The sequence below is a fragment of the Gilliamella sp. wkB308 genome (genome assembly GCF_001690185.1).
Taxonomy (GTDB): domain Bacteria; phylum Pseudomonadota; class Gammaproteobacteria; order Enterobacterales; family Orbaceae; genus Gilliamella; species Gilliamella apicola_I.
In genome coordinates this window covers 40,365-55,773 of record NZ_LZGN01000045.1, presented here as the reverse complement: position 1 = coordinate 55,773, position 15,409 = coordinate 40,365, and the positions used below count along the sequence as shown (strand labels likewise).

Sequence of the window (15,409 nt, the reverse complement as noted above, 5' to 3'; positions counted from 1 at the left end):
ATGCTAAATATCGATACCAAAAAAGAGCTTTTTTCTCGTCGAGAAAAACTTCTTTCGCAAATGCAACCTAACAGCGTCGCACTGTTTTTTGCTTCACCCGAAGTCGTTAGAAGTAATGACACGCATTATCCTTATCGGCAAAATAGTGATTTTTGGTATTTCACCTGTTTTGATGAACCTGAAGCCGTATTAGTGATGATTAAACAACAAGATAATCATACTCGATATGTGCTGTTTAATCGTAAAAAAGACCCTCTGGCTGAAACATGGATAGGATACCGCTTAGGGCAGCAAGCTGCGTTAGAAACCCTTGGCGTTGATGAAGCGCATCCTTTTGATAAAATTGATACTATTTTGCCAGAGTTGTTGAATGGTAAACAGGCAATTTATCATGCTGATCTGCAATATGATTATGCTGACACGATTGTCAAAAAAGCCCTTACGATTTTAAAACAGGGTGCAAGATTTAAGCTTTCAGCACCCAGTAGTGTGATTGATTGGCGTCCTATTGTGCATGAAATGCGGATGTTTAAATCTAATTTTGAAATAGACATCTTACGTCAAGCGTGCAAAATTAGTGCCCAAGCCCACTGTCGAGCTATGCGTAAATGTAAACCTTCGATGTATGAATATCAATTAGAGGCAGAAATTTTACATGAATTTGCTTGGCATGGTGCTCGTTTTCCTTCCTACAATACGATTGTAGGAGCCGGTAACAATGGTTGTATTTTACATTATGAAAATAACAGTGCGCTTTTAAACGAGGGTGATTTGGTGTTAATCGATGCTGGCTGCGAATATCAATATTATGCAGGAGATATAACACGGACTTTTCCTATCAATGGTCAATTTAGCCAAGCACAGCGGGATATTTATGACATTGTTTTAGCAGCTCAATATCAAGCAATTGATCTGTTAAAACCTGGAACATCGATTATGGAAGCAAATAACCATGTTGTGAAAACAATGGTGACGGGCTTAGTTAAATTAGGCATTATGCAAGGGGATGTCGATTCGCTCATTGCTGATAAAGCTTATACCGCATTTTATATGCATGGTTTAGGGCATTGGCTCGGTATTGATGTACATGATGTCGGTAGTGGAAGGGATCGTATTTTAGAGCCGGGTATGGTGTTGACTGTTGAGCCAGGGCTTTACATCAATCAAGATGCAGATGTGCCGGAGTGTTATAAAGGTATTGGTATTCGTATTGAAGATAATATTTTAATCACAACATCAGGTAATGAAGTATTGACCAGTGATGTGCCAAAAGAACCAGAACAAATCGAAAAATTGATGTTATTGGATCAATAATCTTATCGCGAAAGCAATAATCTTCTAACTGTGATTATTGCTTTTGTTTTGATTATAAATAATAAAATCGTCTTTTATTATTTTAAGAAACTATTCAGCCGATTAATTATCTAATCTGATTGATTTATCACGATTAAAGATTATTTTTATTTTTAAATCTTTTGCTTTTTTACCTTCGTATTTCCACGTTTTCATCGCTGTGATAACGGAACGATTAAAAATATTGTTCGGTTTGGTTTCGATAATTCGAATATTTTCGACCCGCCCATTACTATTGACATCAAAAAGTACAACGACATAGCCTTCTATGCGCATATCAAGTGCCCGACGGGGATATTCTGGCTGATTACGACTAATTGGCGAAGGATTACCCGAATGTTGACGGCTATCAGAAATGGAAGATGCGACGGCTGTTTTGGCAAAGTTATCCGTGATCACTTCTTGTCTGACTTGTTGACGAGACTCTTTTTGAATCGGTTTCGAATCCGTTCTTGGCTTGGGTTTTGGCTTCGGTTTCGGTTTTTGCTCGATGATAACGTCATTTTCGGGAATGACTTCCGGTTTTTTTTCAGTAATAGGTTCCGGCTTTTCTTCATTAGTCATTTGGGTTTCGATAACTGGCTCAACTATCGGTTCTGGTATTGGTTTGTTATCGATAATGTCACTTTCTTTTACACCTTTGATATCTGGCGAATTTTCAACTAATGATTGTTCAGGTGCTGCCATTTGCGATATGTCAATCATGATCGCTTTAATTGAGTTGTCACCTTCATCAACGATGATATTTTTGGCAAAAATCATAGGACTGAACAACAACGCTAGTAAAAATAGATGTGACACAATCGAAAGTGACGTGAATAAATAAACACTCTTGGGTTTGATATGTGTTGGCGATTGAGGCGCTTTTTCGTTGCTAATGTCTATATCAAAATCGATTTTCATAACAATTATCATGTTTAACTTAAGGTAATCATTCTAAATGAAAATGCTTATCATTTGTAGTCTTTTTTAAAATATGCTAATCCAATACCTTGTTGCTTGGCAATATTTGTCAGATAATAGCAATTAAATATTTATTTTTTTAGTGGTTTGGGTGATGAATAATCCTTCAATGAGTCAAATACTCGATCTTGTAAAAGATGACTTAGTTAAAGTAAACGAGGCAATTCAGGCGGAGCTTAGCTCGGACGTTGTGCTTATTAATCAATTAGGTAATTATATTATTAGTAGTGGTGGTAAGCGTATTCGTCCTATTATTGCGTTGTTAGTTGCCAAAGCGCTCAATTATCAAGGTGACAAGCATATCGTTGCCGCTGCGTTCATTGAATTTATTCATACTGCTACATTATTACATGATGATGTCGTTGATGAGTCGGATCTCAGGCGTGGAAAGTCAACCGCTAATGCATTATTTGGTAATGCAGCCAGTGTTTTAGTTGGCGATTATATTTATACGCGTTCATTCCAAATGATGGTACGCACTGAATCTTTCAAAGTGTTAACTATTATGTCGGCAGCAACAAATGTGATTGCTGAAGGTGAAGTGCAACAATTAATCAATTGTAATGATCCCGATATTACTAATGAACAATATTTAGAGGTCATTTATCGTAAAACCGCTCGTTTATTTGAAGCAACTTCGCATTCGGCAGCGGTGTTAGCCGGTGCGAATGCAGAGCAAGAATTTGCCTTACAAGAATATGGAAAATATTTAGGTACGGCCTTCCAAATTATTGATGATTTATTAGATTATAGTGCTGATAGTAACCAAACCTTAGGCAAGAATTTAGGTGATGATCTTAATGAAGGCAAACCAACTTTACCTTTATTACATGCGATGCGTCATTGTCAAAATGCTGAGGAAGCTAAGTTGATTCGTCAAGCTATCGAGCAAGGGAATGGGCGACATTTATTGGATCGTATTTTGCAGATCATGAATGAGTGTGGTTCACTTGAATATACTTTACAAATAGCACAGCAAGAAGCCCAAAAAGCTTTTGATGTGATTGCTATCCTGCCAGACTCTCCCTATAAAAAAGCATTGCAAGATCTCGCATTGCTCTCAGTAAAAAGAGAAAATTGACAGGAGTTAAATCGAAGTATGAATTGAAAATATTCATACTCGTACTTATATGGACATTTTATATTAAATCATCATTAGCAATGATCAAAAATTGATTTTTTAGTTTTCATCGTATGTTGTGAAATGACGAGCAATTTTTTCTGATTATATTAACAAGGTAATTAGGTATGTTTAAACGATCTTGGCCGGTCTTTATTATTTTTATTTCTATGATTTCGTTACAATCAAGTGCATCTATGGCCAAATATCTTTTTCCGTTCATAGGCCCTGAAGGGATGACTGCTTGGCGATTAACTTTTTCATCCTTGATGCTTATCATTATTTTTAAACCATGGCGTAAACCCATTACTAAACAAGCTTTTAAGTATGTATTTTTATATGGCTTAGCAACCGGTTGCATGAATTTGGCTTTTTATAGTGCTATCGCCAGAATTCCGCTTGGTATTACCGTTGCAATAGAACTTACTGGACCGATAGTTGTCGCAATGTGTTATTCGCGTCGGTTAGTTGATTTTATTTGGTTAGGCGTTGCGGTTATCGGGCTTGCAATACTTTTACCTATTCATCAAGCTTCTGGGGATTTAGATCCCATTGGCATTTTAATGGCATTATTAGCCGGTTCAGGTTGGGCATGTTATATTGTCTTTGGGCGTAAAGCTGGGGCATTATATGGTTCATCAAGTGTTGCGATAGGGTCTTTAATAGCGTCTTTATTTGTATTTCCTATCGGTGTGTGGGATAGTGGGAGTGCTATGTTTTCTTTGGAACATCTTCCTTTAGTGTTTGTGGTTTCATTATTGGCGTCGGCCATTCCTTATGGATTAGATATGATAGCGTTGCCAAGATTACCCGCTCAAACATTTAGTACATTAATGAGTTTGTCGCCGGTTTTTGCTGCTCTGTCTGGCTTCATTGTTTTGCAAGAGCAATTAACGCGTTATCAATGGTTAGCCATTACATTTATTATTGTTTCATCAATCGGTACAGTATTGACAATGAGCCGACCAACTAAAATTAAATCGGTTAATCCCTAACATTTTCACCAGTATTACACAGATTAATGCGCAATGCTCGTGTAAATATCGCTTGTTATACCTTGTTTAAAGTATAACAAGCGAGTTGATATCAGCTTATTAGCGGTGGGGGAAGCCCATTCCGCCGCCCATAAGTCCTTTCATTTGGCGCATCATTTTCATCATGCCGCCGCCCTTCATTTTCTTCATCATTTTTTGCATATCTTCAAACTGTTTAAGTAGTTTGTTGACGTCTTGTACTTGAGTACCTGAACCATTTGCAATTCGACGTTTTCGAGATCCTTTGATGATTTCAGGATTGGCTCTTTCTTTTAACGTCATTGAACTAATAATCGCTTCCATTTTAATGGTGATTTTATCGTCCATTTGCGCTTTAATGTGTTCAGGTAGCTGCCCTGCACCAGGAAGTTTTGCCAACATTGCTCCCATTCCACCCATATTGCGCATCTGTCTAAGTTGATCTTGGAAATCGTTAAAATCGAACTTGTCACCTTTTTTTAACTTCTTGGCAATTTTTTCTGCTTTTTCACGATCAACATTTTGTTGCAATTCTTCGATTAAGGAAATGACATCTCCCATACCTAAAATTCGTGAAGCAATACGATCTGGGAAGAATGGCTCTAAAGCATCTGTTTTTTCTCCCATTCCTAAGAATTTAATCGGTTTACCCGTAATATGACGAATTGATAATGCCGCACCACCACGGGCATCACCATCCACCTTGGTTAAAATCACACCGGTAAGTGGCAAGGCATCATTGAAGGCTTTTGCTGTATTGGCGGCATCTTGCCCTGTCATTGCATCAACAACAAATAACGTTTCGATTGGATTGATAGCCTGATGTAGTTCTTTGATTTCATCCATCATGTTGCTATCAATATGTAAGCGTCCCGCTGTATCGACAATTAACACATCGAAGAACTGAAGTTTAGCGTGAGAAATGGCTTTATTAACAATATTCACTGGTTTTTCATGAATATCCGATGGGAAAAACTCAACATCAATAGCTTTTGCAAGTGTTTCTAACTGTTTAATTGCAGCAGGTCGATAGACGTCAGCAGACACAACCAGCACTTTCTTTTTTTGCTTTTCTTTTAAAAATTTAGCTAATTTAGCGACGCTGGTGGTTTTACCTGCCCCTTGCAAGCCAGCCATTAAAATAACAGCTGGGGGCTGTGTTGCCAGATTTAGGGTGCTATTAACTTCACCCATAGCCGATGTAAGTTCAGCCTGAACTATTTTGATAAATTCTTGACCCGGTGTTAAGCTTTTAGAAACGTCCAGACCAACGGCTTTTTCTTTTACTTGATTAATAAATTCACGTACAACAGGAAGTGCTACGTCGGCTTCAAGTAATGCCATACGTACATCACGTAGTGCTTCTTTAATATTATCTTCAGACAGTCGTCCTCGACCACTGATATTACGGAATGTCTGCGATAAACGGTCGGTTAAATTCTCAAACATGTTAACTCTCAATAAACAAAAAAATTGTGATTATCATAACAGAAAATCTTAAGAAGTCCCATGATCATAATTTTGTTCTTACTTGACACTAAATAGTGTTCCTGTTCAAATGTTGAAAATTAACTATGCATAACATTCTCCCTTTATTTTTTTAGCAAGGGCAGATGATTAAAGGAGATATTGATATGAAAAAAATCATTAATACAGATAACGCACCCGCTGCAATAGGACCTTATGTACAAGGCGTTGATTTGGGCAATATGTTATTTGCATCAGGACAAATACCGTTAGATCCAGTTACCGGTAAAATGTCAGATTGTGTTAAAGAACAAGCTAAACAAAGTTTAGCAAATGTAAAAGCTATTATCACGGCGGCGGGTTATCAAGTTAGTGATATCGTTAAAACCACCATTTTTTTAGCTGATATGAATGATTTTGCGGCTGTTAATGCAATTTATGAAGCCTTTTTTACAGAACATCATGCTGGGTTTCCTGCTCGTTCTTGCGTACAAGTTGCCAGAATACCCAAAGATGCTAAGGTTGAAATTGAAGTCATTGCGGTAAAATAAACGCATGTTTTAGCAATGAGTTATTTAAAAAGTTTATGCTTTTAAATTAAACGCAATACATCTTTTACACTTAAAGATTTTGGATTTATGCCTATTGCGTCAAATCGAATTGGTGTAGTCACTTGGTGACTACTTTTTATTACATGAATTTTTGCTCTTCATTTTCGCTTTGTTTAGATAATCCTATAAGGTAGTTAGTATACTCGTTTAGGGGGACAAACATCTTTTATGATCAGCAATATCTAAAAAAATTTTATCATTTAAGCCTTGCCATATTTATCTTTGTTGACATTTATCATTCAAGTAAATAATTAATAATACCCAGAACGTGTAAACTTCTATTTAATGATTGATTGCCGATTGAGTTGATGCAATAATCTACAATTATTTATCGTTAATTGCCGTGTAATTAGGTTGCAAATATGTTTGAAAAAGTTGAGTCGTATGCAGGGGATCCTATTTTATCATTAGTTGCTGAGTTTATTCAGGATAACCGAATGAATAAAACAAATTTAAGTATCGGTTATTATTATGATGAAAACAGTGTTGTACCTCAATTAGCATGTGTAAAAGCTGCACGGGATTTTATCTATCGAAACGATAAAACTGCATCACTTTATTTACCGATGAGTGGATTACCTGATTATTGTCGAGCTATTCAATGTTTATTATTTGGTGAAGCACACAGCGCTCTTAAAGATAAACGCATTGCAACCATACAGACTTTAGGCGGTTCAGGCGCATTAAAAATAGGCGCTGATTTTTTATTTCGTTATTTTCCAAAATCAGAAGTTTGGGTCAGTGATCCAACATGGGAAAATCATATAGATATTTTTCATGGTGCCGGATTTAAGGTAAATAAATATCCGTATTTTGATTCACAAACTTGCGGTGTTAAGTTTGATGCAATGCTTGAGACATTACATCAATTACCGGCTAAAAGTATTGTTTTGCTACACCCTTGTTGTCATAATCCAACCGGTGCCGATTTAACCCATGCACAGTGGGATCAGGTTATAGATATATTAAAAACACGCGATCTTATCCCCTTTATGGATATTGCTTATCAGGGATTTGGTAAGAGTATCGAAGATGATGCATATGCAATTAGACGAGTGGCAGAGTTAGGGATATGTGGTTTTGTGTGTAACTCTTTTTCAAAAACATTTTCGTTATATGGTGAAAGAGTGGGTGGTTTATCCGTTTTATGTGATAACAGCGAAGTTGCTCATCGTGTACTTGGTCAACTTCAAGCAACTGTACGTCGAAATTATTCAAGTCCTGCAGCCTATGGTGCTCATATTGTTAGTCATGTTTTGAATAATGTTGAACTCAAAGCCCAATGGATTAATGAAGTTACTGCAATGCGTGAACGTATTATCTCAATGCGAATAAAGCTTGTTGAATTACTGAATAAATTAGTACCCGAAAACAATTTTGATTATCTGATCAAACAGCGAGGTATGTTTAGTTATACTGGATTTTCTCAAGAACAAGTCACACATTTAAAAAATAACTTTGCTGTTTATTTGGTGGGCAGTGGACGGATGTGTGTGGCGGGTTTAAATCACCATAATATTCATCGAGTAGCAGAAGCGTTTGCTACATTAAAATAACCATGTAATTAATTAGAGGAGTATTTAATATGTTCCGAAAAATGTTAATGTTAATGCTGGGGTTAGTTATGGCAACATTTGTCGTGGGTTGTAATACGGTAAGTGGTGTAGGTAAAGATGTTCAATCTGGTGGTAAAGCAATTACCCATACGGCTGATGAAGTGAGCGATAGATTATAAATGGAGCAGTGAGTCGAAATATACATAATTTATCATTTACATTTACTTCTAAAATAAATCTATTTTTCTTATAAAAGCACAGTTCGTCAACTTGACGAGCTGTGCTTTTAATCAAGTAAGAGTTAGATATTTAATAATATATATTAATTCATATTACTTCATATCTTAGTTTTTCTCTGTTTGAAATGAATATTTACATAAAATGATTTTTTATAATTTATTAAATTGGGACAAGCTAATACTAATACAAAAAAATTGTCAGGATTAGAATGGAGCATTGTAGTCACCATTGGTATTTTTTAACTTATTTTTTGTTGGTTATTAACTTTATGATTGATTACATATGATGTTTTCACTGTTTTTAGGAAGAATTTGTTTATAGTAATTCAAATCATTATATTTTATATATTGATAAGTTGTTCTTATCTAAACTAATTGGGAATTGGTTGTTAATTGTTATAAACATCTATCTAACTTACTTATTTTATAAAACAATATAAATTTGTTAACGCATTCGTTTTTTACAGATTATCAATACTATTTTTATCGTTGGCGATCATGGTCTATACCAAAATTTATTGGTTCAATTTTTTAGACCAGTTTGATCGAAAAAAGATGTAGAGAGCATTTATTCATATACTTATTTTGATACTTTCTATGTTAAAGTCTGTGAGAGTTAAAAATCCCATTTATTAATGGTCGTCCAACGGAAGCAAATTATGATAGTATTAGCCGTTAAATTTTTTGAGGAATGATTATGTCATTTAATTTTGAAAATTCCCTTAAGGGTAAAGTAAAAAAAGCGGTTATCCCTGTTGCTGGTCTAGGAACGCGCATGTTACCTGCAACTAAAGCAATTCCTAAAGAAATGTTACCTGTTGTGGATAAACCACTTATTCAATATGTGGTTAATGAATGTATTGCAGCAGGTATTACCGAAATCATTTTTGTTACGCATTCATCCAAAAATTCAATTGAAAACCATTTCGATACCAGCTTTGAATTAGAAGCCATGTTAGAAGCACGGGTGAAGCGTCAATTGTTGCAAGAAGTACAAAGTATACTTCCTAAACATGTAACGATAACAAGTGTTCGTCAAGGTTTAGCTAAAGGGCTTGGTCACGCTGTTTTATGTGCCTATCCTTTAGTGGGTGATGAACCTTTTGCAGTAGTATTACCGGATGTGATTATTGATGAATATGAAAGCGATCTAACTTGTGATAATTTAGCTGCTATGATTCATAATTATCACGAAACTAAACATAGTCAAATTATGGTTGAACCTGTGCCTAAGGAATTAGTGTCTTCATATGGTATTGTCGATTGCCGTGGTGAAGAACTTTCCGCAGGGAATGTGGAACAGATGTATAGTGTGGTTGAAAAACCATCGGTTGAGGATGCGCCATCAAATCAGTCTGTCGTTGGGCGTTATGTATTATCTGAGAAAATTTGGCCATTACTTGCTAAAACGCCATTAGGTGCTGGCGGTGAAATTCAATTAACTGATGGCATTGCAATGTTGCTTGAAGAAGAGCCTGTCGATGCGTACTGTATTAAAGGACAAAGTCATGATTGTGGCAATAAACTTGGTTATATACAAACGTTTGTTCAATATGCCATGCGTCACAAAACATTAGGTAAAGATGTTTCAGATTGGTTGAAATCACTTTAATTGGTTTGTATTGTTTTATTAACCTAAAAAAGGACGCTTAATCGCGTCCTTTTTATCATTGAATTTATATTATTGTTGCTTAAGCTTCTGCATTGTCATTATCCAAAGTGACATTCGGATCGTTAAAGACATTCATATTCATCAATCCTACTTCACGATCAGTGGCAACCGCTGCGGTCATCGCACCTGAAACATTAGCTAACGTTCGAGCCATATCAATAATTGGATCGACAGCGAGTACCATACCAATTAATGGGAAGTATTCGACCATTCCCATTCCAGATAAAACCACTGTCGCAGCTACGGTTGCTGTCCCTGGAATACCTGCGATTCCTATTGAACCAATGACAACGACTATTACAAGCATAATGTAAAATTGAATATTGGTATCTATTCCAACCATATGGGCGACCATTACCGCTAATAACGCAGGAAAAAATCCAGCACAACCATTCATACCCATGGTGCTACCCAGCGAGCCAACTAAGTTTGCTGTACCGGTGTTGACGCCCATTCTGACGGTTAATGTTGAAATAGTCATCGGTAAGGTGCCCACTGACGAGCGGCTTGTGAAAGCTAATAACCATGTTCCTAATGCTTTTTTGATAAACATTACTGGTGAAATACCATGAATTAAGACAATTAGTACATGTACGACAAGCATAATGAGAGTTGCAATATAAACCGCTGCAACAAAACTTGATACTTCAATAATTGCAGGAATACCATTTGATATGATTGTACGGGCAAGTAAGGCAATGACGGCATACGGCATATATTTAATAATGGTCATTGCAATTGACATAACAATTTTATATAACGCTTCAATAAATGTTTTAAACAAGGCGATCGGTTGAGGGTTTTTCTTTTCCATTCTATTGGCAGCAAGCCCCATTAATGCTGAAAAGATAACTAATCCTACAATATTTTCTTTTGCCATGGCACCGATAATATTGCTAGGAATCAGATTAACAAAGGTATCAATAATATTGGTATAGTGTTTAGCTTGAGCTTGATGTACTGATTGTGAACTTATTTCACCAAGTTCAAACACGTTAGCTAATACAATGCCGACTATACAAGCGATTGCCGTTGTGAAAAGTAACCAAAAAATTCCACGGAATGCAATTTGAGGCAAATTCTTTTTTCCCGAAAAATCAATAATAACTTTAACAATTGAGACAAATACCAGTGGAATCACTAGCATACGTATAAAGGCAATAAAGGCACGCCCAAAAAGACCATACCATGTTGCAATCTCTTGCATCCAAACCGTTGAACTTTTAGGAAAACCTGCCGACCATTGGATTCCCAGACCAAGAACCGCACCTAGTATCAAGCCAACTAACATGCGTACTGAAAAATTAATTTTTTTGTCTTGTAATGGTTTCATTATGACAAAAAAACAGATGAGTAATAGCCCAAGACCAATTAATGTTTGGTAATGAGTAATGGATAGGAACTTTTCAAAAAAAATCCCGTGAAAAATGGCATCTGACATAATCGATCCTCGCCCTTTTTAGGGTAAATATAATTAAATAATCATCAATAATGTTTTAATTTTATCTATTAATCAATTTGTTAAGTGCTTTAAGTGTCTGTGTTGATACTAAAGCCGTTGATTAACAAATTTAATTTTTTATTGACTATTTTTGAGTGATTAGTAAACACTCTTTTCATCATCTCTATTTGGCAATGGAACCTGCAATATTTAAAATATCCCAAGGCCGTGAAAAAGGTGGTGCATACAGAAAATCTAACATTGTCAGTTCGTCAATCTTCATTTGTGACCATATTGCTGTTGCTAATACATTTATTCTCAATGCTGAACCACTGCCGCCGACTAGTTGTCCCCCCAAAATCTTGCGTGTTTCAGCATGATAAATAAGTTTAGCCGTAACGGGTGATTGACCTTCGACATAATTACTATGGTTTTTATCGTTCACTAAAACCGTTTTATAAGGTATACCTAATTTAATGGCTTCATTTTCAGTTATTCCTGTTCGTCCTGCTTCGATATTAAATATTCGGAGTGCTGATGTGCCTAACGTACCAGGAAATTGACAATTGCCACCTGCAATGTTTTCACCTACAATTTTCCCCAATTTGTTTGCGCCAGTTGCTAATGGAATATAGACCTTAGTTTGGCTGACTTTATGGAAGAGCGTGGCACAATCTCCAGCGGCATAAATATCAGTGATATTTGTTCTACCTAAATCATCGGTAATAATAGCACCATTATTTAGGGTATTGATGCCAATGTTTTTGTAGATTTGACTATTTGGTCTAACGCCGGTAGCGATAATGACCAGATCGGCAGGATATTGTCCTTTATTTGTAACAACCTGCGTCACTTTATCTTGACCAACAAAGCCTTGGACACTTTCTTGTAGATGTAAGTCACAATGTTGCTTAATATTTTCTTGAATAATGTCTGTAAGTTGCTCATCAAATGCGTCGACTAATACTCGATTATCTAATTGAATTAATTTTACTTTCTTTTTTAATGCAACCAGTGATTCGGCTATTTCCAATCCAATATAACCAGCTCCAACAACAATAATATTTTTGCATTCCGGTTTTGACAGTGCTTCTTTGATTGCTAATCCATCATAAAGATTGCGTAACGTAAAAATATTGTCCAGCTGATCATTAGCCAGATTTGGAATAATAGGACTTGCGCCTACAGCAAATAGCAATTTGTCATAGTTATCTTCAATGTTTTCACCGTTATTTAAATCTTTAATAAGTAATTTTTTTTGTTTAACATCAACAGATATCACTTCATGTCGTGTTTTTATCTCAATACCATCTTTTTGAAATTGTTCAGGTGTTCGGGATATCATTTCATTAGCATCAGTAAAATGATTGCCAATATAATAAGGTAAGCCACACGCACCGAATGAAACAATATCCGATTTTTCATAGATACGAATTGTTGCATTGGGATTTATTCTTTTGGCTTTAGCTGCAGCACTCGCCCCAGCTGCTTGAGCTCCAATAATGATTATTTTCATCTATTATTCTCCTTTGTGCGCCTATTTTGACTACTTATCTGCTTATTGTTCAAGTTAAAATAACAAAGCATATCGATAAGTATTCATAATTGTCCATTTTAATTGTAATAAATGTACAATGATGTGTTAAATTTAAGATTTCACTTGCAAATATAGTTTTAATCTTATTTTAAATCAAATTAATCGAAAAAAAAGTCGGATCGGTTTTTAAGATTCAGTCTGATGTATGAGATCGATGATAGTATTAATATGTTGTTGTGAATCATTTAATGCAGGGATGTAATAAAAGTGTTTTCCCCCTGAATTAAGAAATATTTCCCGATTTTCTTGATCTATTTCATAACAAGTTTCAATACAATCCGCAGAAAATCCTGGGCACATCACATGCACACGAGTCACGCCATTTAAAGCTAAATTTTTAAGTATGTCACTCGTGTTTGGTTCCACCCATTTTCCTTTTCCAAATTTTGATTGATAGGCCATTTGTATTGGCAGCGTGATACCATTCGCTAAACACTTTTCAATTAATAATAAGGTGGTGAGTTCACATCGCTCAATATAATCATCATGGCGTTTAAGAATATATCGCTCAGGCATACCATGATAAGAAAGGAGTAAAACATCGGGTTGTCCTTGCTCTAAAAATGCCTGTTTTATCTGCAAATAGAGTGCATTAATGTAACTTGGGTGATCAGCATAGTCTCGAATATAGTGAATATTACTTCTTATAATATTGGTTTCATTTAATTGTTTAATTTTATCCAGAACGGCAAGTGTTGTGGTTGTAGAATATTGCGGGAATAGGGGTAACAACGTAATTTTCTTACAGGATTTTAAGTTATTTAAAGCTGTTTGAAGACTCGGTTCACCATACGTCATAGCCAGCTCACATTTTATATTGGGTAAATGTTGCTGCAATTTTTCGTGTAACAATTTACTGTAATGTAACAAAGGTGAGCAACCCTCTATCCAGATTTTTTGGTAATGCTTGAGAATGTAGGGGATGCGTTTAGGTAAAATAATATATTTTAAAATTGGATACCAAATAAAGCTGGGTAGATCAACAACATGTCTATCAAGCAAAAACTCTGTTAAATACTGTTTTATAGCATCAGGCGTTGTCGCGCTTGGTGTACCTAAATTAACCAATAATAAACCGTTTTTTTTATCCACAGCTTAGCCTCATTTGATATTCAGATAATGGTTTATAACTGCTAATAGTCTACTGAGTGCACCTTGATTTTGCATCAAAACGTGATAGGCATTTTCGCCAAGTTGTACTCGGCGACTATTATCATTTAATAGGCGATCTATTGTTGAATATAAATCATCCGCTGAGTTTGTGCAAACAATCATTCCTTGTGCTTCAATTAACTGTTCACAAATCACTTGGAAATTAAAAAAATATTCACCCGTAATAATAGCCATATGGTGGAGTGCAGGCTCTAAAGGATTATGTCCACCCTGTTTTACTAGGCTGCCACCAACAAAAGCGATATCTGCCATTGCGTAAAGCTCGAGTAGTTCGCCCATTGTATCGCCCAAAACTATTTGAGTTTGTGCTGTCGGTATTTGATTTGTGCTACGCTTTAGATAATTAAAACCACTATCACTAATCAGTTTTTCAACTGTTTTAAAACGTTCAGGATGACGTGGAACCAGAATTAACAATAAATTGGCATGTTTAAGCAGTAATTTTTTAAATGCAGTTAAAATAATTTCATCTTCGCCACTATGGGTACTTGCTGCAATTAACACAGGTCTTTTTAATTGCCATTGTTGTGTTAACTGGTTTATTTTTTGGCGCTGTTCATTGGATAAGTTAATATCAAACTTGATGCTGCCAGTTATTGCTAAATGATCCGCAGGTAAACCAAGTGAAACAAATCGTTCACCATCTTGCTGATTTTGAGCGGCCACCATACTAATTTTTGAAAATAATTGTTTGACAGCTTTGCCTAATTTGCCATAGCGAGCAGCTGATCGTTCAGATAATCTGGCATTTGCAATAATTAAAGGAATTTTTTGTTTATAACATTGGCTAATGAAATTAGGCCAAAGTTCAGTTTCCATAATAATGACAATTTTGGGCTTTGTGGTTTTCAAAAATCGTTTTATGGCACCAGGCAGATCATAGGGTAGATAAACATGACTGACACTGTCTTTTAATAACGATTTTACTCGCTCAGAACCTGTCGGTGTCATGGTGGTAACAGTGATTGGTAACTGTGGATATTTTTGTTGTAATGCTTTAATTAGCGGAATCGCCGCTATTGTTTCACCTACGGATACGGCATGTACTAAAATACCATTTGCTTTGACTTTATTTTTGCAAAAACCATATCGTTCTAACCAGCGCTGACGGTAGGCTGGCGCTTTACGACTGCGCCATAATAGTTTTAGCCAAACAAAAGGCTGAATTAGATATAATAAAAGGGTATAGATAATTTGCATGCAC

At 35.8% G+C, this 15,409-nt stretch carries 13 protein-coding genes; 7 read left to right on the top strand and 6 right to left on the bottom strand.

All coding sequences use genetic code 11. From position 1 onward, the window contains the following. Complete coding sequence (gene pepP, locus A9G10_RS12150) at positions 1-1,314, top strand: Xaa-Pro aminopeptidase (RefSeq protein WP_065559770.1); 1,314 nt, start codon at positions 1-3, stop codon at positions 1,312-1,314. Positions 1,315-1,416: 102 nt separating this feature from the next. Here the strand turns inward: pepP and A9G10_RS12145 are convergent, their stop codons facing one another. Continuing rightward, positions 1,417-2,256: a TonB family protein gene (locus A9G10_RS12145; protein WP_065559769.1), complete on the bottom strand. Its 840-nt coding sequence runs from the start codon at positions 2,254-2,256 to the stop codon at positions 1,417-1,419. 154 nt (positions 2,257-2,410) lie between these two features. Between A9G10_RS12145 and ispB the strand changes: the two genes are divergently transcribed. Further along, positions 2,411-3,397: an octaprenyl diphosphate synthase gene (gene ispB, locus A9G10_RS12140; RefSeq protein ID WP_065559768.1), complete on the top strand. Its 987-nt coding sequence runs from the start codon at positions 2,411-2,413 to the stop codon at positions 3,395-3,397. A gap of 167 nt (positions 3,398-3,564) precedes the next feature. Beyond that, positions 3,565-4,431, top strand: coding sequence for an EamA family transporter (locus A9G10_RS12135; RefSeq protein ID WP_065559767.1), 867 nt, complete (start codon positions 3,565-3,567; stop codon positions 4,429-4,431). A gap of 99 nt (positions 4,432-4,530) precedes the next feature. Here the strand turns inward: A9G10_RS12135 and ffh are convergent, their stop codons facing one another. Then, positions 4,531-5,898: a signal recognition particle protein gene (gene ffh / locus A9G10_RS12130; RefSeq protein WP_065559766.1), complete on the bottom strand. Its 1,368-nt coding sequence runs from the start codon at positions 5,896-5,898 to the stop codon at positions 4,531-4,533. Between the two features lie 185 nt (positions 5,899-6,083). Here ffh and A9G10_RS12125 point away from each other — a divergent pair, with 185 nt between their 5' ends. From A9G10_RS12125 to galU, 4 genes are all read left to right on the top strand, one after another. Beyond that, positions 6,084-6,467 carry a RidA family protein gene (locus tag A9G10_RS12125; protein ID WP_065559821.1) on the top strand — a complete coding sequence of 128 codons (384 nt, stop codon included), beginning with the start codon at positions 6,084-6,086 and terminating at the stop codon, positions 6,465-6,467. A gap of 422 nt (positions 6,468-6,889) precedes the next feature. Beyond that, positions 6,890-8,083, top strand: coding sequence for an amino acid aminotransferase (locus A9G10_RS12120; RefSeq protein ID WP_065559765.1), 1,194 nt, complete (start codon positions 6,890-6,892; stop codon positions 8,081-8,083). Between the two features lie 29 nt (positions 8,084-8,112). Beyond that, positions 8,113-8,262 (top strand): entericidin A/B family lipoprotein, encoded by a 150-nt coding sequence (locus tag A9G10_RS12530; RefSeq protein ID WP_081299206.1) that lies wholly within the window; start codon positions 8,113-8,115, stop codon positions 8,260-8,262. Between the two features lie 757 nt (positions 8,263-9,019). Beyond that, a complete protein-coding gene (galU, locus tag A9G10_RS12115; protein WP_065559764.1) occupies positions 9,020-9,934 on the top strand; it encodes a UTP--glucose-1-phosphate uridylyltransferase GalU in 915 nt (304 codons plus the stop codon). A 79-nt stretch (positions 9,935-10,013) separates the two neighbouring features. Here the strand turns inward: galU and A9G10_RS12110 are convergent, their stop codons facing one another. The 4 genes from A9G10_RS12110 to waaA form a co-directional block, all read right to left on the bottom strand. Then, the gene (locus A9G10_RS12110; RefSeq protein WP_065559763.1) at positions 10,014-11,435 is read right to left on the bottom strand and encodes a cation:dicarboxylate symporter family transporter; all 1,422 of its coding nucleotides are present in this window, start codon (positions 11,433-11,435) and stop codon (positions 10,014-10,016) included. Positions 11,436-11,619: 184 nt separating this feature from the next. Continuing rightward, positions 11,620-12,951 carry a CoA-disulfide reductase gene (locus A9G10_RS12105; protein WP_065559762.1) on the bottom strand — a complete coding sequence of 444 codons (1,332 nt, stop codon included), beginning with the start codon at positions 12,949-12,951 and terminating at the stop codon, positions 11,620-11,622. Positions 12,952-13,158: 207 nt separating this feature from the next. After that, positions 13,159-14,124, bottom strand: coding sequence for a ferrochelatase (gene hemH, locus A9G10_RS12100; protein WP_065559761.1), 966 nt, complete (start codon positions 14,122-14,124; stop codon positions 13,159-13,161). A gap of 9 nt (positions 14,125-14,133) precedes the next feature. Beyond that, a complete protein-coding gene (waaA, locus tag A9G10_RS12095) occupies positions 14,134-15,405 on the bottom strand; it encodes a lipid IV(A) 3-deoxy-D-manno-octulosonic acid transferase (protein WP_065559760.1) in 1,272 nt (423 codons plus the stop codon). Positions 15,406-15,409: the final 4 nt, after the last annotated feature.